The sequence below is a fragment of the Brevundimonas fluminis genome, assembly GCF_003934285.1.
Lineage (GTDB): Bacteria > Pseudomonadota > Alphaproteobacteria > Caulobacterales > Caulobacteraceae > Brevundimonas > Brevundimonas fluminis.
Genome location: NZ_RQWJ01000002.1, coordinates 722,775 through 739,751 on the forward strand (window position 1 = coordinate 722,775; position 16,977 = coordinate 739,751).

General features: G+C 69.7%; 22 protein-coding genes and 2 tRNA genes. 6 read left to right on the forward strand and 18 right to left on the reverse strand.

Annotated elements, in window-relative coordinates; all coding sequences use genetic code 11:
* Positions 1–208: 208 nt before the first annotated feature.
* The 5 genes from mscL to aroA all read right to left on the reverse strand — a co-directional run bounded on the left by mscL (position 209) and on the right by aroA (position 5,008).
* Complete coding sequence (gene mscL, locus EFJ44_RS04205) at positions 209–631, reverse strand: large-conductance mechanosensitive channel protein MscL (protein WP_125255909.1); 423 nt, start codon at positions 629–631, stop codon at positions 209–211.
* Positions 631–921, reverse strand: coding sequence for an integration host factor subunit beta (locus EFJ44_RS04210; RefSeq protein WP_125255910.1), 291 nt, complete (start codon positions 919–921; stop codon positions 631–633). Before EFJ44_RS04210 ends, mscL begins: the two co-directional genes overlap by 1 nt.
* A gap of 281 nt (positions 922–1,202) precedes the next feature.
* The gene (rpsA, locus tag EFJ44_RS04215; protein ID WP_125255911.1) at positions 1,203–2,909 is read right to left on the reverse strand and encodes a 30S ribosomal protein S1; all 1,707 of its coding nucleotides are present in this window, start codon (positions 2,907–2,909) and stop codon (positions 1,203–1,205) included.
* Between the two features lie 126 nt (positions 2,910–3,035).
* On the reverse strand, positions 3,036–3,695 hold the full coding sequence (gene cmk, locus EFJ44_RS04220; RefSeq protein WP_125255912.1) for a (d)CMP kinase: 660 nt from the start codon (positions 3,693–3,695) through the stop codon (positions 3,036–3,038).
* Positions 3,692–5,008, reverse strand: a complete 1,317-nt coding sequence (gene aroA / locus EFJ44_RS04225) for a 3-phosphoshikimate 1-carboxyvinyltransferase (RefSeq protein ID WP_125255913.1) — start codon at positions 5,006–5,008, stop codon at positions 3,692–3,694. The genes cmk and aroA overlap by 4 nt, the downstream gene beginning before the upstream one ends.
* Before the next feature lie 105 nt (positions 5,009–5,113).
* On the opposite strand from aroA, the gene EFJ44_RS04230 reads away from it, so the two are divergent.
* Positions 5,114–5,575 carry a TIGR02300 family protein gene (locus EFJ44_RS04230; RefSeq protein ID WP_125255914.1) on the forward strand — a complete coding sequence of 154 codons (462 nt, stop codon included), beginning with the start codon at positions 5,114–5,116 and terminating at the stop codon, positions 5,573–5,575.
* A 117-nt stretch (positions 5,576–5,692) separates the two neighbouring features.
* Positions 5,693–5,768: transfer RNA gene (locus EFJ44_RS04235), tRNA-Ala, on the forward strand.
* Positions 5,769–5,812: 44 nt separating this feature from the next.
* On the opposite strand, the gene copD is transcribed toward EFJ44_RS04235, so the two are convergent.
* The 3 genes from copD to EFJ44_RS04250 all read right to left on the reverse strand — a co-directional run bounded on the left by copD (position 5,813) and on the right by EFJ44_RS04250 (position 7,717).
* Entirely contained in the window at positions 5,813–6,715 is a 903-nt protein-coding gene (copD, locus tag EFJ44_RS04240; protein WP_125255915.1) for a copper homeostasis membrane protein CopD, read from the reverse strand.
* On the reverse strand, positions 6,712–7,071 hold the full coding sequence (copC, locus tag EFJ44_RS04245; RefSeq protein WP_125255916.1) for a copper homeostasis periplasmic binding protein CopC: 360 nt from the start codon (positions 7,069–7,071) through the stop codon (positions 6,712–6,714). The genes copD and copC overlap by 4 nt, the downstream gene beginning before the upstream one ends.
* 73 nt (positions 7,072–7,144) lie before the next feature.
* The gene (locus tag EFJ44_RS04250; RefSeq protein WP_125255917.1) at positions 7,145–7,717 is read right to left on the reverse strand and encodes a tetratricopeptide repeat protein; all 573 of its coding nucleotides are present in this window, start codon (positions 7,715–7,717) and stop codon (positions 7,145–7,147) included.
* Between the two features lie 60 nt (positions 7,718–7,777).
* Between EFJ44_RS04250 and EFJ44_RS04255 the strand changes: the two genes are divergently transcribed.
* From EFJ44_RS04255 to EFJ44_RS04265, 3 genes are all read left to right on the forward strand, one after another.
* Entirely contained in the window at positions 7,778–8,221 is a 444-nt protein-coding gene (locus EFJ44_RS04255) for a DoxX family protein (protein ID WP_125255918.1), read from the forward strand.
* Between the two features lie 95 nt (positions 8,222–8,316).
* Positions 8,317–8,736 carry an Hsp20 family protein gene (locus EFJ44_RS04260; protein WP_125255919.1) on the forward strand — a complete coding sequence of 140 codons (420 nt, stop codon included), beginning with the start codon at positions 8,317–8,319 and terminating at the stop codon, positions 8,734–8,736.
* 47 nt (positions 8,737–8,783) lie between these two features.
* Positions 8,784–9,038 carry a DUF1150 family protein gene (locus EFJ44_RS04265; protein ID WP_125255920.1) on the forward strand — a complete coding sequence of 85 codons (255 nt, stop codon included), beginning with the start codon at positions 8,784–8,786 and terminating at the stop codon, positions 9,036–9,038.
* 4 nt (positions 9,039–9,042) lie between these two features.
* On the opposite strand, the gene EFJ44_RS04270 is transcribed toward EFJ44_RS04265, so the two are convergent.
* The 9 genes from EFJ44_RS04270 to EFJ44_RS04310 form a co-directional block, all read right to left on the reverse strand.
* A complete protein-coding gene (locus tag EFJ44_RS04270; protein ID WP_125255921.1) occupies positions 9,043–9,507 on the reverse strand; it encodes a PTS sugar transporter subunit IIA in 465 nt (154 codons plus the stop codon).
* A gap of 96 nt (positions 9,508–9,603) precedes the next feature.
* Positions 9,604–10,224, reverse strand: a complete 621-nt coding sequence (gene hpf, locus EFJ44_RS04275) for a ribosome hibernation-promoting factor, HPF/YfiA family (protein ID WP_125255922.1) — start codon at positions 10,222–10,224, stop codon at positions 9,604–9,606.
* Positions 10,225–10,299: 75 nt separating this feature from the next.
* Positions 10,300–11,805: an RNA polymerase factor sigma-54 gene (gene rpoN / locus EFJ44_RS04280; RefSeq protein ID WP_125255923.1), complete on the reverse strand. Its 1,506-nt coding sequence runs from the start codon at positions 11,803–11,805 to the stop codon at positions 10,300–10,302.
* A 60-nt stretch (positions 11,806–11,865) separates the two neighbouring features.
* Positions 11,866–12,156 carry a hypothetical protein gene (locus EFJ44_RS04285; RefSeq protein ID WP_125255924.1) on the reverse strand — a complete coding sequence of 97 codons (291 nt, stop codon included), beginning with the start codon at positions 12,154–12,156 and terminating at the stop codon, positions 11,866–11,868.
* A 55-nt stretch (positions 12,157–12,211) separates the two neighbouring features.
* Positions 12,212–13,009, reverse strand: coding sequence for an LPS export ABC transporter ATP-binding protein (lptB, locus tag EFJ44_RS04290; RefSeq protein ID WP_125255925.1), 798 nt, complete (start codon positions 13,007–13,009; stop codon positions 12,212–12,214).
* Between the two features lie 24 nt (positions 13,010–13,033).
* A complete protein-coding gene (locus tag EFJ44_RS04295; RefSeq protein ID WP_241209670.1) occupies positions 13,034–13,528 on the reverse strand; it encodes an LptA/OstA family protein in 495 nt (164 codons plus the stop codon).
* Positions 13,529–13,530: 2 nt separating this feature from the next.
* Positions 13,531–14,184: an LPS export ABC transporter periplasmic protein LptC gene (lptC, locus tag EFJ44_RS04300; protein WP_125255927.1), complete on the reverse strand. Its 654-nt coding sequence runs from the start codon at positions 14,182–14,184 to the stop codon at positions 13,531–13,533.
* Positions 14,185–14,187: 3 nt separating this feature from the next.
* Positions 14,188–14,802, reverse strand: coding sequence for a ribonuclease D (locus EFJ44_RS04305; RefSeq protein ID WP_125255928.1), 615 nt, complete (start codon positions 14,800–14,802; stop codon positions 14,188–14,190).
* Positions 14,803–14,935: 133 nt separating this feature from the next.
* A tRNA-Leu gene (locus EFJ44_RS04310) sits at positions 14,936–15,022 on the reverse strand.
* A 178-nt stretch (positions 15,023–15,200) separates the two neighbouring features.
* On the opposite strand from EFJ44_RS04310, the gene EFJ44_RS04315 reads away from it, so the two are divergent.
* Entirely contained in the window at positions 15,201–16,172 is a 972-nt protein-coding gene (locus tag EFJ44_RS04315) for a complex I NDUFA9 subunit family protein (protein WP_125255929.1), read from the forward strand.
* A gap of 4 nt (positions 16,173–16,176) precedes the next feature.
* Here EFJ44_RS04315 and EFJ44_RS04320 read toward each other — a convergent pair whose 3' ends face one another.
* The gene (locus tag EFJ44_RS04320; RefSeq protein WP_125255930.1) at positions 16,177–16,977 is read right to left on the reverse strand and encodes an undecaprenyl-diphosphate phosphatase; all 801 of its coding nucleotides are present in this window, start codon (positions 16,975–16,977) and stop codon (positions 16,177–16,179) included.

The following is a 16,977-nucleotide window of genomic DNA, read 5'->3' on the forward strand; positions in this document are numbered from 1 at the left end:
CATTACAAGCCGCAACATGGCGTGAAGCCGGCGGCGGGGGCCGGACACGGCGCCGGGACGGGCCTCGTTCGGGCGAAACCGGCTATGGTTCGGAAAATCTCCGGGCGCCGGACGACGGGGTCGGTCGGCCGCTTGACCGTGTCCGTGCGATGTCCACGAAAGTGCGGCCGGACTGTCCAAGGGTGTCCAAGGGCGGATCAGCCCCGACTCACCCCCTGGGTCGGGCCCGCAGTTCGTCGCGGATTTCCGCCAGCAGCGCCTCGGTCGGCGTCGGCGCGGCGGGCGCCGGGTCCGGCTCCGCGGCCTTCTCACGACGCAACTTGTTGATCGCCTTGACCATCAGGAAGATCACCGCCGCGACGATCAGGAACTGGATCAGGGTGTTGATGAAGGCGCCGTACTGGATGGCCACCTCTTCGACCGCGTCGGTCGCGGGATCTTCCGGGGCCAGCACCCACTTCAGCCGCGAGAAGTCGACGCGGCCCAGCGCCAGGCCGATCGGCGGCATGACGACCTGCTCGACCAGACTGGTGACGATCTTGCCGAACGCCGCGCCGATGATGACGCCGACGGCCAGATCGACGACGTTGCCCCGGCTGATGAACTCCTTGAACTCGGAGAACAGCCCCATCAGGCGTCGCCGCTCGCGTTCAGCCGCTCGCGCAGCTCCTTGCCGCTCTTGAAGAAAGGCACCGACTTGGCGGGCACGTCGACGGCTTCGCCGGTGCGCGGATTGCGCCCCGCGCGCGCCGGACGGTCTCGCACCGAGAAGGCCCCGAAGCCGCGGATTTCCACCCGGCCGCCCTGGGACAGGGCGTCGGTCATCCCGTTCAGTATGACGTTGACGACGCGTTCGACCTCGCCGTGAGTCAGGTGGCGGTTCTCCGCCGCCAGCTTCTCGATCAGTTCGGACTTGATCATGCAGGCCCCCGCCCGTGAGTCCCATGTCCGGAACCGTACGTGGTCGCCCGGTTCCGACGCCACCCTAGACCTCGCGTGCGGGGCGAGAAAACCCCTCGGGCGCCGAATAACGTCGTGATCGTGGTGAACTTTCGCCGACGGGCACGAAAAAGGGCGGCGGAATCTCTCCCGCCGCCCTTCTTTCTTGTGGTCTGCCGCGCGGGCCGCGGGCCCTCGCTGCCTGAGACCGGGCCTCAGGAAGCGAGCGACCGCGTCGCGAGCGTCAGGCCCTGGACGAGGCCCTATTCTTTCGAGCCGGCCTTTTCGCGGAGCGCGGCGCCCAGGATGTCGCCCAGCGAGGCGCCCGAGTCCGAAGACCCGAACTGCTCGATGGCTTCCTGCTCGTCCTTCATCTCCAGCGCCTTGATCGACACCGAGATGCGGCGCGAGGCCTTGTCCACGGCGGTGATCATGGCGTCGACGCGGTCGCCGACGGCGAAGCGCTCGGGGCGCTGCTCGTTGCGGTCGCGCGACAGGTCCGACTTGCGGATGAAGGCCGAAACCGGGGCGTCGTCCTCACCGAACTTCACTTCGATGCCGCCCGTCTCGATCGACGAGACGGTGACGGTGACCTGCTGGCCGCGCTTGTAGGTGTCGCCCTCGCCGATCGGATCGCCGCCCAGTTGCTTGATGCCCAGCGAGACGCGTTCCTTCTCGACGTCGACGTCCAGCACCTTGGCCTTGACCATCTCGCCCTTGCGGTAGCGCTGGATGGCTTCCTCGCCCGAGACGTTCCAGTCCAGGTCGGACAGGTGCACCATGCCGTCGATGTCGTTGTCCAGGCCGATGAACAGGCCGAACTCGGTGGCGTTCTTGACCTCTCCCTCGACCGTCGAGCCGATCGGGTGATTGGCCACGAAGGCGTCCCACGGATTGTCCTGGGCCTGCTTCAGGCCCAGCGAGATGCGGCGCTTCGAGGCGTCGACGTCCAGCACGACCACGTCGACTTCCTGCGAGGTCGAGACGATCTTGCCGGGGTGGACGTTCTTCTTGGTCCACGACATTTCCGAGACGTGCACCAGGCCTTCGACGCCGGCTTCCAGCTCCACGAAGGCGCCGTAGTCGGTGATGTTGGTGATGCGGCCCGTCATCTTGGCGCCGACCGGATACTTGGCTTCCACGCCGTCCCACGGATCGGTCTGCAGCTGCTTCATGCCCAGGCTGATGCGCTGGGTGTCCGGGTTGATCTTGACGATCTGCACCTTGACGGTGTCGCCGACCGCCAGGACCTGCGACGGGTGCGAGACGCGCTTCCACGACATGTCGGTGACGTGCAGCAGGCCGTCGATGCCGCCCAGGTCCACGAACGCGCCGTAGTCGGTGATGTTCTTGACCACGCCTTCGCGGACTTCGCCTTCCTGCAGCTGGCCGACCAGCTCGGTGCGCTGTTCGGCGCGGGCTTCTTCCAGGATGGCGCGACGCGACACGACGATGTTGCCGCGCGGACGGTCCATCTTCAGGATGGCGAACGGCTGTTCCTTGCCCATCAGGGGGCCGACGTCGCGGACCGGACGGATGTCCACCTGCGAGCCCGGCAGGAACGCCGAGGCGCCGCCCAGGTCGACGGTGAAGCCGCCCTTCACGCGGCCCACGATCACGCCGTTGACCGGCTGGCCGTCGGCGAACACCACTTCCAGACGCGTCCAGGCTTCTTCACGACGCGCCTTGTCGCGGCTGATGACGGCCTCGCCCAGGGCGTTCTCGACGCGCTCCAGATAGACCTCGACGTCGTCGCCGACCTTGGGGATCACGGCGCCTTCGCCGATGCCGAACTCACGGGCGGCGATGCGGCCTTCGGTCTTCAGACCGACGTCGATGATGATGATGTCCTTCTCGACGCCGACGACGCGGCCGTGGACGACCTGGCCTTCGCCAAGGTCGCGCTCGCCGAGCGTGTCGTTCAGAAGCGCGGCGAAATCGTCGCGGGTGGGGGTCAGGGTGTCGGTCATGAAGCTCTGGGGTTGAATGAAAGGCTGGGGCGCGCGACCGGACGGTCCCGCGCGGGGTTGAGATGTCGGAAGTCAGGTCGTCAGGATGCGAGGCCGATGGCCAGGGCGCCCGCGGAGATCGGCGACCTACGCGTTGGATTTGCCCATTCGGGCGCGCGCGGCCTCGATGATGCGGCGGGCCGCATCGAAGGCGGCGTCTATATCCAACTCGGTGGTGTCGAGCAAGACCGCGTCGGCTGCCTGCACCATGGGCGCGGCGCCCCGGCCCGCGTCGCGCTCGTCGCGCCGCAGGATGTCGGCCAGCATGTCCTCGAAGGCGATGACCTCGCCCCGGCCGGTCAATTGCTTCCAGCGCCGCGTCGCCCGAACCTCAGGCGTGGCCGTGACGAACAGTTTGGCCGGGGCGTCCGGCGCGATCACCGTGCCGATGTCGCGCCCGTCCAGCACCGCCCCGCCGGGCCGTGCCGCGAAGGCCCGCTGGTAGTCCAGCAGCGCCGCCCGCACGCCCGGATGCCCCGCAACCCGGCTGGCCGCCTCGCCCGCGCCGCGGTCGGTCAGGCGCTCCACGTCCTCCAGATGGGCCGCGTCGATCTTTCGCGCCGCCGTCTCGGCCGTCGCCGCGTCGTCCAGATCCCCGCCCGCGTCCAGCACCGCCAGGCCGACGGCGCGATACAGCAGGCCGGTGTCGAGGTAGGGCAGGCCATAGTGCCGGGCCAGCCTCGCGGCCACCGTTCCCTTGCCCGAGGCGGCCGGGCCGTCGACGGCGATGATGAGGGCGCGGCTCATCCGACGTCGGCTCCCAACTCACGCATCATCTGCACGAACCCCGGAAAGCTCGTCGCGATCATCTCCGGCTCGTCCACGGTCACCGCCCGTTCCGCGGCCAGACCGAGGATCAGATGGCTCATGGCGATGCGGTGGTCGCCGTGGGTGGCCACGGTCGCGCCGCCCGCCACGCGCCCGCCGGTGACGGTGAAGCCCTCCGGCTCCTCGACCACCCTCACCCCGCACGCCTGAAGCCCGGCGGCCATCAGGGCGATGCGGTCGCTCTCCTTCACCCGCATCTCGCCGATGCCGCGCATGACCGTCTCGCCGCGGGCGAAGGCGGCGGTGGCGGCCAGGATCGGATACTCGTCGATCATCGAGGCGGCCCGGTCCGGCGGGACGACCACCCCCGTCAGGGCCGAGTGTCGCGCCGTCAGGTCGCCGACCTCCTCGCCGCCCGCCGCCCGACGGTTCGAGACCATCAGGTCCGCGCCCATCTCCAGCCACGTCTCGAACAGGCCGGTCCGCAGCGGGTTCAGCATGACGTTCCGCACCGTCACCTCGGCCCCCGGCACGATCAGCCCCGCCGCCAGCGGGAAGGCCGCGGAGGAGGGGTCGCCGGGCACGGAGACGTCCGTTGCGGTCAGCGTCTGTCCGCCCTCCAGCGTGATCCGCCACCCGGCGCCCTGGTCGTTGACCTGCACGTGCGCGCCGAACGCCGCCAGCATCCGCTCGGTGTGGTCCCGGCTCTTCTCGGGCTCGGCCACCACGGTGCGCCCCGCCGCGTTCAGCCCGGCCAACAGGATCGCCGACTTCACCTGGGCCGAGGCGACCGTCTGCGTGAACGTGAGCCCGGACAGTCCACCGCCCGTCAGCGTCAGCGGCAGCCGATCCTCCTCCGCCGCCCACTCGAAGCGCGCGCCCATCTCCGCCAGCGGCGCGGTCACCCGCTTCATCGGCCGCTTCCGCAAGGACGCATCGCCGTCGAACGTCGCGGTGATCGAATGCCCCGCCGCCGCCCCCATCAGCAGGCGCACGCCAGTGCCGGCGTTGCCGCAGTCGATCATGCCGGCGGGCTGGCGAAATCCGCCGCGCCCCGTCACGCGCCAGCGCCCCGGCGCCAGCCGCCGCACGTCCGCTCCGAACGCCTCGACCGCCCGCGCGGTGGCCGCCACGTCGTCGCCCTCCAGCAGGCCCTCGATCTCGGTGACCCCCGTCGCCATGGCCCCCAGGATCAGCGCGCGATGGCTGATCGACTTGTCGCCCGGCGCCGTCACGACGCCGCTCAGGGGCCGTCCGGGACGCGCGGTCAGGGTGTCGGGCGAGGTCGCCAAAGTGCGGAACCTCCGGGCTTTGCGGGACGGGGGTTTTGACAGCGGCCCCGCGCGGTGGCAAGGGAGCGCCCCGCTTTCCGGCAACTCCTTTTCCAGGGTCTCCCCGTGGCCAATCCCGAACTGGGCGCCAAGCAGGTCTGTCCGAACTGCCAGGCCAAATTCTACGACCTCAACCGCCGTCCGGCGCACTGCCCGAAGTGCGCCACGGAATTCGACCCGGAAGAGGCGCTGAAGCTGCGCAACCGCCGCGGCCGTCCCGCCGGCCTGCCCGACGCCGACGACGAGGCCGAGGATCAGGTCAAGGACAAGAAGGCCGACGGCGACGAGGACGAGGAAGAAGAGACCGTCGTCACCCCCGAGATCGACCAGGAAGGGCACGAGCCGATCCTGACGCCGGACGACGAGGACGAGGACGCCAAGGATCCGACCGAGGAGTCGGGCATGGGCGAGGCCGGCGACGACGATCTGTCCGACGACGACGACGATTCCGTGCCCTTCATCGAGGACGAGGACGACGACGATTCCTTCGAGGACGAGATCGTCAAACCGGGTGACGACGAGGACTGAATCCGGGTCGAAAATAAAAGGCGGAACCGGGCTTGATCCTCAAAAAGCCCTGACATAGGTTCCGCCGCCTCGCCGGGGGGCGACACCAATCCCCGGCGAACCGACCTGCGAGGGTTCGGGGCTATAGCTCAGTTGGTAGAGCGCTTGAATGGCATTCAAGAGGTCAGCGGTTCGACTCCGCTTAGCTCCACCACAACGGCCGCTCCCTGACCGGGAGCGGCCGTTTCCAATTCCGCCTCAGGCGTGCACGGGCGGGGGCTGGAGGCCCAGGACGGCGACGACCGCCAGCAGTGTAACGGCGATCAGGACCTCCAGCGTCAGGCTCCGCGTCAGGCGGTCGAAGGCGGGCCGCGGTTCGCCCTTCGCCTGCGCCCTCGCCAGGGCCGGCGTCAGCCGCCACCGGTTCGACGCCGCCAGCGACAGCAGGGCGGCGAACAGGGCCAGCTTGACCACGAGCAGTCGTCCCCAAGCGCCCTCCAGCGTCTGATCGATCCGCTCGACGCCGACCAGGAAGGCGGCGTTGACGAGGCCCGTCAGCGCCAGCGTCGCGACCGCGACGGTCCCCACCGATGAAAAGGCGGCGAAAGCCTCCGGCGTCGCCGGATCGCGGGCCGCTTCCGGTCTTCGGCAGATCAGGGTGAGCGCCGTCAGCGCCCCGAACCAGATCGTGGCCGAGATCGCGTGCAGGGCGTCTGCAAGGGGGTGCAGCATCGCGCCCACCCCTTCCGTCGCGCCGGCATGTCCGCTCCACGCGAAGCTGCCGACGGCGATCAGGCCGAACGCGGTGGCGGCGCTCCAGCGCAGGCGCCCGGGACGCAGGGTCGCAGCCGCCGCCACGGCCATCGCGGCCGCCGCACGCACGAGCATGGAGAGTCCCAGCCCTGTGTGCAGGGCCACCATCAAGAGCGCATCGCGGTTCAGGGCGTCCGCCCACGCCCCCGCCATGACCGCGGTCTGCGCGAGGACGGCGAGCAGGGCGCACGACGCCGTGGCCACGGCGCCCGCGACCACCAGGACGCCCGCCCCGGACAGGCTCAGGCGCCTTCCCGCCGTCAGCAGGAACACCGGCACGCCCAGCAGCAGGCACGCGCCCGCGTACTGGACCAGCCTCAGGCCGATCAGAGCATCTTCGCCGCTCACCGAACGGTGAAGGTGTAGGACCCCGTCATGCGATGGCCGTCGCCGGAGGCGATGCGCCAGTCGACGCGGTGCACGCCCGGCGCAAGCGGCCGCGACAGGGTCCCGGTCATCGACCTGCCGTCGTCGCCGTGCGCGATCCGCACCTCTGCCTTCCGTCCCTCGGCGTCGACGACGTCGAAATCCGAGAACGTCGAGACGATGCGGCCGCTGAAGGTCAGGCCGACCGTCCGGGTCGGCGCGACCACGCTGTTCGGGGCCGGCGTGGCGGACGCCAGGTGCGCATGCGCCGCGGCGCTTCCCGTCGCCAGCGCCACGACGGCCGCGGCGACGAAGGGGAGGGTGCTGAACCGTGACATGGTCGAACTCCGCTGCATGACGACGCCGACTTCATGCCCGGACGTCGTGGCCATTCCAAGGAGGGACCTCGGCTCAGTCCGGCCGGCCGTGCCGGGCGACCCAGTCCGACTTCAGGGAATCGACCTTTCGGCGATCGACCTGTTCCGCCAGTTCGGGCCCGATGGCCTCCAGAATACGGGCCGCATAGGCGTCGCCCGCCTCGGACGCCAGTTCCAGATAGGCCGCGCCCAGCGTGGGGTCGGCGGCGCCGCCTTCGCCGGTGATCAGCATGCCGGCGAGTCCGCGCAGGGCGTGTGCCGATCCATGTCTCTCGGCGGCCCTGCGGTACCAGTCGCGCGCCTGGGCCGGGTCGGGCGCCGTCCCCTGACCGAGGGCCAGCATGACGGCGGTCGAGATCATCCCCTTCTCGTGGCCGGCGTCGCCCGAGGCGCGCACCCAGCGCCACGCCTCGCGCTCGTTCCGGGTCACGCCGTCCCCGTTGAGCAGCATCATCCCGATTTCCCACTGCGCTTCGGCGTCGCCCGCCTCGGCCCGGACCTTCATGTCGCGGTACAGGACTGCCGCCTCGGACGGGGTCTGCGCGGCCACCGCGGCCGGGGTGGCCGCCGCGAGGAACAGGATTGACGCGAGGATGGACCACCGCATGACTGGCTTCCCGGTGAAGGCGCGTCGCGCCGGATCACCGCAAGGGGAGGGGAGAAACGCATGAGCCGCAAGGGTTTGATCACCGGCCCGGGGCTGGACCGCTTCGCCGACGAGGCGATTCTGCTGCTGCGGCTCTACCTCGGCGTGTTCCTTGTCTGGGGCGTCTGGGACAACGTCACCTCCGCCGCGCGGATGGGGGAGTTCCAGGGCTTTCTGGCCGCCCTCGGCTGTCCCTTCCCCGCCGTGGCCGCCCCGGTGTCGGTCTACGCCCAGCTGCTGATCGGCGTCCTCCTCGTCCCCGGGCTTCTCGCGCGCTGGGCCGGCCTGCTGCTGGCGGTGAATTTTCTCGTCGCGGTCACTCTGCTCGCCACCGGCCTCGAGGCTCACGGAGAGGCCGTCGCCCGCGAGGTCTTCGGTCCCATGATGTGCGTCCTGGCCGGCCTGGTGCTGGCCACGCACGGGCCGGGACGGTGGTCGGCCGACGCGCGCCTCGGCCGCGGTTGAACCGGGGTCGGCGGCTTCCCATCTGAGAGCCTCGCCGGGCCTCGCCGATCGCGGGGGGCCTTGAGGCGGACGGCCTGCCTCGGGGGCTTGAGACCATGACGACGCGCACCCTCCTGTTCGACAGCCCCTTCCTGCTGGGCTTCGACCAGACCCGGGCCCTGATCGACCGCGCCCAGCGCGCCGCGGGCGAGGGCTACCCTCCCTACAACGTCGAGAAGCGCGGCGACGCGTCGGTGCGCATCACCCTGGCGGTGGCCGGCTTCACGCCCGACGACCTGTCGGTGACCGTTGAGGGCCGCCAGCTGACCGTCTCCGGCAAGCGCGAAGCCGCCGAGGGCGAGGCCAACGCCTATCTGCACCGCGGCATCGCCGCCCGCGGCTTCACCCGCGCCTTCGTCCTCGCCGACGGCCTTGAGGTGACCGGCGCGGTTCTGGAGCACGGTCTGCTTCACGTCGATCTGACCCGGCCGGAGGAACGACCGTCCGTCCGCCGCATTCCCATCTCGCAGGCATGAGCGCCCGCGAAGACAAGCCGCTTCAAGGAGCTTCAGGAATTTCCGCCATGACCCCGTCCATGACCAAAAGAGCCCTCGCCGAACTCGGCGCTCCGGACATGGTCTACGTGCGACAGGTCGCGGCGGCGGAGATCCTGGGCGACGCGCCCAAGGCGGCCCTGAAGGGGCTGGACATCGATCCGGACCAGATCCTTTACGCCGTGCACAGCGCCGACGGCGAACGGCTGGCCGTGCTCATCGACCGGGAGGCCGCCTTCGCCGCCGCCGTGGCCCACGAGCTCGAGCCCGTCTCGGTCCACTGAAAGTCTACGCCGCTTCGGCCTCCGACTGACGCAGCAGCAGGGCCAGCACCGCGTCCGGATTCTCCGCGCGGCGCAGTTCCTCGCGCAGTTCCGGAGCCCGCAGCGCGCGCGATGCCGCAGCCAGCGCCCTCAGGTGCCCGGCGCCGTCCTCCGGCGCCGCGAACAGACCCAGCAGCAGGTCGACCGGCCGCTCGTCCAAAGCTCCGAAGGGGACCGGCTGGTCGAGCCTGAGGAACACGGCGCTCACGCCCTGCAGACCCGGGATGCGCGCATGAGGCACCGCCACCCCGGCGCCGAGAGCGGTCGAGCCCAAGGCCTCGCGTTCGTTCAGGGCGTCATAGACCGCCTGGGCGTCCAGCCCGTAGGCGTGGGCGGCCGCGTCGGCCACCGCGTGCAGCGCCTGCCGCTTTGAGGTCACGCCGCCGCGAAGGTGAACCCCTTCGACGGGCAGCAATGCGCCGATGTGCATGATTTTCCCCGAACGCCCTACGCTCACTGCCGGCGCGGCCGCGGCCTCTTAGCCGCGAACCGGCGCCGAATGAAGACGAAATCCCGGCGCGGCTGCTCAGCCGCGTCCGTTCGCCCCGGTTCTGGCCGGATCGATCCAGCCGATGTTGCCGTCCGGTCGTCGATAGACCACCGACACGCCGCCATGGCCGGCGTTCTTGAACATCAGGACCGGATAGCCGGTCATGTCGAGCTCAAGCACGGCCTGACCCACGGTCATGACGCGGACGGGCGAGTGCCCCTCGGCGATGACCATGCCCGCAGGCGCCTCGCCCGGGGCGCCGGCGTCGCCGAACTCGTCGTCCTCGACCGTGTCGGGAGACCTGAAGACGGTGGCGGCCGCCATTTCCGTCTTCTCGGGCGAAAGCCCCGCGGGACCGGCATGGTGGTTCTTCAGCCGGCGCTTGTAGCGCCGCACCCGCTTCTCGAGCTTGTCGAGGGAATCAGAGAAGGCCGCATGGGCATCTCCGCCCAGCCCGGTGGTGACCAGCGTCTGCCCCGAAGCCAGTCGGACCCAGCAATCGACCTTGAAGCCGGGGCCGTCCTTGGAGACCACGACCTCGGCGTCCTGCCCGCCTCTTTCGAAGTATTTTCCAACCCCGTCGTTGAGTTCCTGGGAGATGCGGGAGCTCAAAGCGTCGCCGACATCCACGTGCTTACCGCTGACCTGGACTTGCATGTCCCTAGAACGCGACCGGGCGCGTTCGGTGTCAACGGACCTCACAAATTTGTGGTCAAGCTTCAGTTCGCCGCATCAGCCGGCGCGAAGCATGCGCTTCCGCTGCATCGAGGAGGGAATGCGCAGGGCTTCCCGATACTTGGCGACCGTCCGGCGGGCGATGTCGATGCCCGCTTCCTTCAGGATCTCGACGATGGCGTCGTCGGACAGCACGTCCTTTTCGGCCGCCTCCGCTTCGATCATCGTCTTGATCCGGTGACGCACGGCCTCGGCCGAATGCGACGCCTGTCCGTCGACCGACGCGATGGCGGCGGTGAAGAAGAATTTCAGCTCGAACAGGCCGCGCGGCGTGGCGATCCACTTGTTCGAGGTCACGCGGCTCACGGTCGATTCGTGCATGCCGATGGCGTCGGCGACGGTCTTCAGGTTCAGCGGCCGCAGACACTCCACGCCGAAGGCCAGGAAGGCGTCCTGCTGGCGCACGATCTCGCTGGAGACCTTCAGGATGGTCTTCGCCCGCTGGTCCAGCGACTTCACCAGCCAACTGGCCTGGGCCGCGCATTCGGCGACGAAGGTCTTCTCCTGATCCGACCGTGCGCCCGAGGCGACGACGCCGTGGTAGCGCTTGTCGACCAGCAGCCGGGGCAGGGTGTCGGCGTTCAGCTCCACGCGCCAGCCGCCGGCCGGATCCGGCTTCACGATCACGTCGGCCACAACCGTCTGCGCCGGCTCGCCGCCGAAGCCCGCGCCGGGACGGGGCGTCAGCGCCTTCAGCTCGCCGATCATCTCGGCCAGGTCCTCGCCGTCGACGCCGCAGACCTTCTTCAGGCCGGGCAGGTCGCGCTTCGCCAGCAGGTCGAGATTGTCCAGCAGCGCCTGCATCGCCGGATCCAGCCGGTTCCGCTCGGCCAGCTGCAGTCCCAGGCACTCCGGCACCGAACGCGCCATGATCCCCGTCGGCTCGAAGCCGTGGCAGACCTTCAGCACCGCCTCGACCCGGTCCAGACCGCAGCCCAGCCGGTCGGCCACCTCGTCAAGGTCGCCGCGCAGGTATCCGCCCTCGTCGACCATGTCGATCAACACGTGGGCGATCGCCAGATCAGCCGGCGACAGGCGCCCCGCCGAGGCCTGGGCCTGCAAATGCTCCCACAGCGTCGCCTCGCGCGTGTCAGGACGTTCCAGCTCGCCGTCCGGCGCCGAGCCGCCGGCGCCGACGCGGCTCCAGTCGTTCAGCCCCGCCTGGGCCTCGGCCGTCGGGGCGGCGGCGGTTTCCGAAGCGTCGTTCCAGCCGTCCTCTGCGCGAACGTCCATGGCCTCGTCGGCGGCGGACGAGCGCCCGTCCTCGAAGCTGAGTTCGGTTTCCGACGAAGCGGCGGCCTCGGCGGCCTCGGCGGGCACGGCCTCGCCCTCGCCCGGCGCGTCGGGCTCGTCGCGCTGCAGCAGCGGATTGCGCTCCAGCTCCGCCTCGACGAAGGCCTCCAGCTCCTGGTTCGACAGCTGCAACAGCTTGATGGCCTGCTGCAGCTGGGGCGTGACGACCAGCCCCTGCCCCTGCCTGACCTCAAGCCTCTGACCCAGCACGTCGTCGCTCCCGCATCCGGATGGCCCGGAACTTGCTGGGCCACGTTTGCGCCGAAGCGGTTAACGGGGGTCTAAGCCCGGCCTCACGCCGTTCTGTCGCTCCGCCCATTGCTGGTCGAACACGACGCGCGCCTCTGCCAATCCGTCGCGGATCACGTGCGTCTCCCGCTCGGTCATCCAGAAGCCGAAGACCGAGACGTAGAAGCCGATCGAAAAGATCAGGTGCAGGGCGCGGTGATCTCTGGCCTCGTCGTCATGGTAGAGCGGCGTCCCCGGCATGGCCCAGCGGAACCAGACCAGCAGTCGGCCGGGTGCGGTCAGCATCCATTCTAGGAATTCGAAGGCGCGCATCACGGCGTCATGCGCGAGGACCCATGAAGGGTCGGTCAGCACAGGCGGTTAACGGCTACCGGTAGCTGTCGCCCAGGTATACCCGCCGGACCTCGGGGTCGTTCACCACCTCGGCGGCCGTGCCTTCGAACAGCACGGCGCCGGACGAGATGATCGCGGCCCGGTCGATGATGTCGAGAGTCTCACGCACGTTGTGGTCGGTGATCAGGACGCCGATGCCCTGATCGGCCAGATATCGGATGACCTGGCGGATGTCGGCGATGGCGAGGGGATCGATGCCCGCGAAGGGTTCGTCCAGCAGCATGAAGGCCGGTTTGCCCGCCAGCGCCCGCGCGATCTCCACCCGCCGCCGCTCGCCGCCCGACAGGCCGGCGGCGGACGCCTTGGCCAGGTGCGACACGCCCAGCTCCTCCATCAGGCGGTCGGTCTCCTCGCGCACGGCGGTCTTGCCCGCCTCATGCAGTTCGACGACGGCGCGGACGTTCTCTTCCACGCTCATGCCGCGAAAGATGCTGGCCTCCTGCGCCAGATAGCCCAGGCCCATGCGGGCGCGCTGGTACATCGGCTGGGCCGTCACGTCCTGCCCGTCCAGCAGGATGCGGCCGCTGTCCGGCGGGATCAGGCCGGTGATCATGTAGAAGCAGGTCGTCTTGCCCGCCCCGTTCGGCCCCAGCAGGCCCGCGACTTCGCCCCGGTCCAGGCTCAGGGAGACGTCGCGCACGACCTGCCGCGGGCCGAAGCTGCGGGCGAGGTGCTCGACCCTCAGCCCCCGCTCGCCGCGCACGGTCTCGGGCGCCGCGTCGGGCGCGGTCTCCGGTTCCAGATTGAGGGCGGACAGTTCCTTGCGGGCCACGTTCGGGCGACCGGCCTCGCGGCCTCAGTCGTTCCCTTCCGGATAGAAGACGCCCTGCACCCGGTTGCCCGCCGCCGTCGGCGCGCCGGCCATGCGGCCCGTCTCGGTGCGGACGTTGTAGACCAGCCGTCCGCCGCGCACGACGTTCTCGCCCTGCGCCAGAATGACCTCACCGGTCACGACCAGCTCGTCGGTGTTCAAATCATAGACGGCGCGGTCGCCGCGCATGGTCTGGGTCGGCGTGACGAAGTAGACCTCGCCGACGGCCTCGACCCTCTCCACGCCGTTGGTCCCGTTGGAGGTCGTCAGGTTGACGCGGTTGGCGCGAAGCCGGTTCTGACCCTGGGTGATCTCGGCCCGGCCGATCAGCGAGAAGCCTCCCGGCGTGATCTCGACGTCGTCGCCGCCCCAGGCGATCGGCGCGTCGGCCGAGTTGCCCGGCGACTGCGCTCCGCCCGCCACGGGCAGGGCCAGGACGACGGCGGCGGCCAGTACGCCGAGTGTCTTGCGCGTGCTCATTCTCATCGATCCGATCCGGCGGGGTTGATGACCCCGCGCACCTTCTGGTCGCCCATGCCGCGGAAGCGGATCCGCTCGCCCTGGTCCTCGATCACATAGGCCGAAGCCTTGATGGTTCCAAGCGGCCCCGTCCCCTCGATGCCCTTGTTCCCGGTGACCGTGCCGGTCTCGGTGTTCATCACCGCCTCGGGCGTCACCAGGGTGAAGCCGCTCTCGCCGTCGGCGATGCGCACGTTAGGGCCGATGGTCACGGTCCGGGCGGCCTGATCGTATTCGCCGCCGTCGGCCGTCATCTCGGTCACCTTGCGGCCGCCGAGGTTGAGCCGCAACACCGGTCCCAACAGGCGATAGCGGCCCGTCGACGGGTCGCGCGTGGCGCCCTTGGCCCCGATCATGAAGGATCGGCCCTGATCGTCCTGGCCATGGAAGACGGCGTTGACCAGCGCCTGCTCCTGCCGCGTCTCCGCGTTTCGCTCGGCGCCCGATATGACGGTGCGCAGGGCGACCCAGGCGATCACGCCGCCGGCCAGCACCACGATCAGGATCGGCAGCACCCGGCGCAGCAGGCGCACCCTCTGCGAGCGCGCGCGCCACCGGGCCGCTTCCCGGCCGAGGCGACCGTCGTCGTCGGACGGGGGAGGAGAAGGACCGGTCACGGCTCAGGTGTGGGCGAAGACGTCGATTTCGTCCCACCCCTCAAGATCCAACCGTGCCCGCGTGTTCAGGAAATCGAAGCAGGCCTGGGCCAGGGCCATCCGACCCTCGCGCTCGAGCATGGCGATCAGCCGCTCACGCACCGCGTGCAGGTGCAGCACGTCGGACGCGGCATAGGCGAGCTGCTCGGGGCTCAGCTCCGCGGCGCCCCAGTCGCTGGACTGCTGCGCCTTGGACAGGTCCACGCCCGCCAGCTCGCGCACCACGTCCTTGAGCCCGTGTCGGTCGGTGTAGGTGCGCGCCAGCTTCGACGCGATCTTGGTGCAGAACAGGGGTGCGGTCTCGATTCCCAGATGCAGCTGGAACATGGCCACGTCGAACCGCCCGTAATGGAAGATCTTCAGCACGGCCGGGTCCGTCAGCACCCCCCGCAGGTTCGGACAGTCATAGGCGGGCCGGTTCAGCCGCACCACGTGCGCGTCGCCGTCGCCGGCCGACAACTGCACCACGCACAGGGCGTCGCGCCGGTAGCGCAGCCCCATGGTCTCGGAGTCCACGGCGACGATGGGGCCCAGGTCCAGCCCGTCGGGCAGGTCGCCCTGATGGAAATGCACGGTCATGGGAAGGCTCATACACGACAGGGCGGCCAGCATCACCCCGCCCTCAAGCGGCGAGCGGCCGCGTCGCGAGCGGTAGGGCGAGCGTCAGGACTCAAAACGGCGTCGCGATCGCTCGCGACGCCGTTTGAAGAATTGGTGCCCAGGAGAGGACTCGAACCTCCACGACCTTTCAGTCACTGGCACCTGAAGCCAGCGCGTCTACCAATTCCGCCACCTGGGCATCTCGTCCGGGCCGCCGCATGGGCTTCCCGTCGGAAGGCGCGGACCCTTAAGGCAGGCGCCCATGCGGGTCAACGGCCTTTTTCACGCCGCGCGTTTGCCCGCCGTGCGGTCCTCGTCTATCCCGCCCCCGAACGCCGCGCGCAGGGTGCGCCGGCCGACGCTTGCGGAGATTCAGCATGGTCGCGACCACCCAGGGTCTGGTCACCGTCTTCGGCGGCTCCGGCTTCGTCGGGGCCCAAGCGGTTCGGGTGCTGGCGCGTCGCGGCTGGCGCGTCCGCGTCGCGGTCCGCAACCCCAACCAGGCGGTTGAGCTCAAACCGGCCGGCGACCCCGGCCAGATCCAATTGATCCGCTGCGACGTGAACGACCCGGCCCAGGTGGCCGAGGCCTGCCGCGGGGCCAACGCCGTCGTGAACCTGATCGGCATCCTGTTCGAATCGGGGAAGCGTACCTTCGAGGCCATGCACGTCGACGCCGCCCGCCGCATCGCAGAACAGGCGCGCACCGCCGGCGTGAGCCGCTTCGTGCAGGTCTCGGCCATCGGCGCCGACGCCGAAGGCAAGTCCGCCTATGCCCGCAGCAAGGCGGCCGGCGAGGCCGCGGTGCGCGAAGTTTTCCCCGACGCCGTGATCCTGCGCCCGTCGGTGGTCTTCGGCCCGGGCGACGACTTCCTGAACCGGTTCGCCGTCATGGCCACCTTCGCGCCCGCGCTTCCGCTGGTCGGGTTCGGCAGGACGAAGTTCCAGCCGGTCTACGTCGGCGACGTGGCCGAAGCGATCGCCCGGTCGGTCGAGGACGTCTCCCTCGCGGGCCGCACCTTCGAACTGGGCGGGCCCGCGACCCTGACCTTCGAGGAGGTGCTGAGGCTGGTCCTGCGCGAGACCGGCCGCGCCCGGCTTCTGGCGCCGCTGCCTTTTTCCGTCGCGCGCGCGATCGGATCGGTGGCGCAGCTCAGCGCCTTCGTGGGCATCCCGCCCGTCCTGACGCGCGATCAGGTTCTGTCGCTGGAAACGGACAACGTGGTCGCCGACGGCGCCGAGGGTCTCGCTGCGCTCGGCGTGCAGCCCACGGGCATGGAGGCCGTCGTCCCGTCCTATCTGTGGCGCTACCGCCGCGGCGGCCAATTCGCGGAGAAGGCGACGTTCTGATCGGTCAGTAGACCCAGATCGCAAGCAGTCCCACGACGCCGACCACGATCCGCCACATGGCGAAAGGCGTGAACCCGTGCTGGCCGACGAAGTCGACCAGGAACCGCACCACGGCCAGACCGGCCAGGAACGCCGTCAGGAAGCCGATGCCGATGATCCAGCCGAAGCTGAAGTCCATCGTCTCGTACTCCTTCAGCAGGGCGTAGGCGAAGGCCCCGACCATGGTCGGGATGGCCAGGAAGAAGCTGAACTCCGCCGCCGCCGGCTTCTCCAGCTTCAGCAGGATCGAGCCCGAGATCGTGGCGCCCGACCGCGACACGCCGGGCACCAGCGCCAGGCACTGGAAGAGGCCGATCAGCAGCGACGTCCTCCACGTCAGCTTCATCGCGTCGAAATGCTGCGGCTGCGGCGCGAACCGCTCCACCGCCATCAGCAGGAAGCCCCCGACGATCAGCATGATGCAGATCACCTCCGGCGTCTCGAACAGGATGCGGGTGATGAAGTCGTACAGGAACACGCCGGCGAACAGCGAGGGCAGGAAGGCGATCAGCACGCTGATGGCGAAATGGCGGGCCTCCGGCCGCGTCGGCAGGCCGATCAGCACCTTCCACAGCTTCGTGAAATAGACGCTGATCACGGCCAGGATGGCGCCCAGCTGGATCATCACCACGAAGGTGTTCCAGTTCTGGCCCTGCAGGCCCAGCGCCTCGCGCAGAAGCAGCAGATGGCCGGTCGACGACACGGGAATGAACTCGGTCAGGCCCTCGATCAGGCCGAGTAGAATCGCCGCCAGCCAGTCCGCCAT

Coding starts and splice junctions, on each gene's coding strand:
- mscL (WP_125255909.1), bottom strand. CDS start 631: ATGGGGCTGTTCTCCGAGTTCAAGGAGTTCATCAGCCGGGGCAACGTC.
- EFJ44_RS04210 (WP_125255910.1), bottom strand. CDS start 921: ATGATCAAGTCCGAACTGATCGAGAAGCTGGCGGCGGAGAACCGCCAC.
- rpsA (WP_125255911.1), bottom strand. CDS start 2,909: ATGACCGACACCCTGACCCCCACCCGCGACGATTTCGCCGCGCTTCTG.
- cmk (WP_125255912.1), bottom strand. CDS start 3,695: ATGAGCCGCGCCCTCATCATCGCCGTCGACGGCCCGGCCGCCTCGGGC.
- copC (WP_125255916.1), bottom strand. CDS start 7,071: ATGTCACGGTTCAGCACCCTCCCCTTCGTCGCCGCGGCCGTCGTGGCG.
- EFJ44_RS04250 (WP_125255917.1), bottom strand. CDS start 7,717: ATGCGGTGGTCCATCCTCGCGTCAATCCTGTTCCTCGCGGCGGCCACC.
- EFJ44_RS04255 (WP_125255918.1), top strand. CDS start 7,778: ATGAGCCGCAAGGGTTTGATCACCGGCCCGGGGCTGGACCGCTTCGCC.
- EFJ44_RS04260 (WP_125255919.1), top strand. CDS start 8,317: ATGACGACGCGCACCCTCCTGTTCGACAGCCCCTTCCTGCTGGGCTTC.
- EFJ44_RS04265 (WP_125255920.1), top strand. CDS start 8,784: ATGACCCCGTCCATGACCAAAAGAGCCCTCGCCGAACTCGGCGCTCCG.
- EFJ44_RS04270 (WP_125255921.1), bottom strand. CDS start 9,507: ATGCACATCGGCGCATTGCTGCCCGTCGAAGGGGTTCACCTTCGCGGC.
- hpf (WP_125255922.1), bottom strand. CDS start 10,224: ATGCAAGTCCAGGTCAGCGGTAAGCACGTGGATGTCGGCGACGCTTTG.
- EFJ44_RS04285 (WP_125255924.1), bottom strand. CDS start 12,156: ATGCGCGCCTTCGAATTCCTAGAATGGATGCTGACCGCACCCGGCCGA.
- EFJ44_RS04295 (WP_241209670.1), bottom strand. CDS start 13,528: ATGAGCACGCGCAAGACACTCGGCGTACTGGCCGCCGCCGTCGTCCTG.
- EFJ44_RS04305 (WP_125255928.1), bottom strand. CDS start 14,802: ATGACCGTGCATTTCCATCAGGGCGACCTGCCCGACGGGCTGGACCTG.
- EFJ44_RS04315 (WP_125255929.1), top strand. CDS start 15,201: ATGGTCGCGACCACCCAGGGTCTGGTCACCGTCTTCGGCGGCTCCGGC.
- EFJ44_RS04320 (WP_125255930.1), bottom strand. CDS start 16,977: ATGGCGGACTGGCTGGCGGCGATTCTACTCGGCCTGATCGAGGGCCTG.